At 68.4% G+C, this 1,841-nt stretch carries 1 protein-coding gene and 1 pseudogene; both read left to right on the forward strand.

Going from position 1 to position 1,841, the window contains the following annotated elements; all coding sequences use genetic code 11:
- Positions 1–233 precede the first annotated feature (233 nt).
- A complete protein-coding gene (locus WAN71_RS19635) occupies positions 234–1,628 on the forward strand; it encodes a phosphomannomutase/phosphoglucomutase (protein WP_422226928.1) in 1,395 nt (464 codons plus the stop codon).
- A pseudogene (locus tag WAN71_RS19640) lies at positions 1,625–1,841 on the forward strand (TobH protein); the annotation flags it as partial. The gene WAN71_RS19635 and the pseudogene WAN71_RS19640, both read left to right, overlap by 4 nt.

A 1,841-nucleotide genomic window follows, 5' to 3' on the forward strand; every position in this document is an offset into this window, starting at 1 on the left:
GCGGTGTGCTGGCGCAGGCCGGCCAGCGCCCCGCCGGCACCGGACGCCGACGCGGGCATCTTCGGGTGTTGCCCGACCCCACCGACTGACAACGCTGCAACGCTAGATCTGATTGTCGGGCTCGCCCCCTCGCCGCTTCGCGGCTGGGGGTTCCCCCACAGCGGACCAGTGCCGGTCCGCATCGTCACCCGACTAGGCTGACGGCGGAACGTCCCCGTCGTCAGGAGCCTTTGATGTCTCGGTCCGCCGCGGCTGTGAACCGTGTGATCAAGGCATACGACGTGCGGGGTCTGGTCGGTGCGGAGATCGACGAGTCGCTGGTCACCGACGTCGGCGCTGCGTTCGCCAGGTTGATGCGTGACCAGGATGCGCGGCAAGTCGTCATCGGCTACGACATGCGCGACAGTTCGCCGTCGCTGGCCGCCGCCTTCGGTGCGGGGGTCACCGCTCAGGGTCTCGACGTAGTCCGCATCGGCTTGGCGTCGACCGACCAACTCTATTTCGCCTCCGGGCTGCTGGACTGCCCTGGTGCGATGTTTACCGCGAGCCATAACCCGGCCGCCTACAACGGCATCAAGATGTGCCGTGCGGGGGCCAAACCCGTCGGCGCCGAGACCGGGTTGACCGCGATCCGCGACGACCTGGTCGCCGGCGTTCCGGCTTACCACGGGCCGCCCGGTTCCGTCGGCGACAAAGACGTGCTGGCCGACTACGGAGCCTTCCTGCGCTCGTTGGTGAACACCGGCCTGCTGCGCCAGCTGCGGGTGGCCGTCGATGCGGGCAACGGGATGGCCGGCCACACCGCGCCGGCGGTTCTTGGTCCGATCGGGTCGATCACGCTGTTGCCGTTGTACTTCGAGCTCGACGGTTCGTTCCCCAACCACGAGGCCAACCCGCTGGAGCCGGCGAACCTGGCCGACCTGCAGAAATACGTCGGCGCGGTCGGTGCCGATATAGGCCTGGCCTTCGACGGCGACGCCGACCGGTGTTTTGTGGTCGACGAGCGCGGCCGGCCGGTGGCGCCGTCGACGGTGACCGCTCTGGTCGCTGCCCGCGAGCTCGGCCGGGAAATCGGCGCGACCGTGATTCATAACCTGATCACGTCGCGCGCGGTGCCGGAGTTAGTGGTTGAGCGCGGCGGCACGCCGGTGCGATCACGGGTCGGGCACTCTTACATCAAGACGCTGATGGCCGACACCGGTGCGATTTTCGGCGGTGAACACTCGGCGCACTATTACTTCCGCGACTTCTGGGGCGCCGATTCCGGGATGCTGGCCGCGCTACACGTGCTGGCCGCGCTGGGCGAGCAGCAGCGGCCGCTGTCGGAGTTGACCGCCGACTACCAGCGCTACGAGTCATCCGGCGAGATCAACTTCACCGTCTCCGACGCAGCCTCCTGTGTCGAAGCGGTGCTGAAATCCTTTGGCGGCCGAATTCAATCCATCGATCATCTGGACGGGGTGACGGTGGACCTCGGTGCGGGCAGCTGGTTCAACCTGCGCAGCTCCAACACCGAGCCGCTGTTGCGGCTGAACGTGGAAGGACGTTGCGTCGAAGACGTCGAAGCGGTGGTCGCGCAGGTTGCCGGCGAAATTCGCCAACAGGTCAGTGCGCAGGCCGTGACGTGAACGCGACCCAGGCCACGATCGACCTCGACGACACCGAAGGCCTGCTGGCCGCCGATCGCGACGGGCTGTTGCGGGCGGCGTCGACGGCCGGTGCACAGGTCCGCGCGGCCGCGGCCGCGCTGGACGAGGGTGCGCTGGACGCAGTGCGCGGCGATGACCGTCCGCGCACAGTGATCTGGGTTGCCGGGCGCGGCGTCGCGGAGACCGCAGGCG

Source organism: Mycobacterium sp., from assembly GCF_049280035.1.
GTDB lineage: Bacteria > Actinomycetota > Actinomycetes > Mycobacteriales > Mycobacteriaceae > Mycobacterium.

Bases quoted from the DNA above. Each gene is read 5' to 3' on its own strand.
- WAN71_RS19635 (WP_422226928.1), top strand. From the start codon at position 234: ATGTCTCGGTCCGCCGCGGCTGTGAACCGTGTGATCAAGGCATACGAC.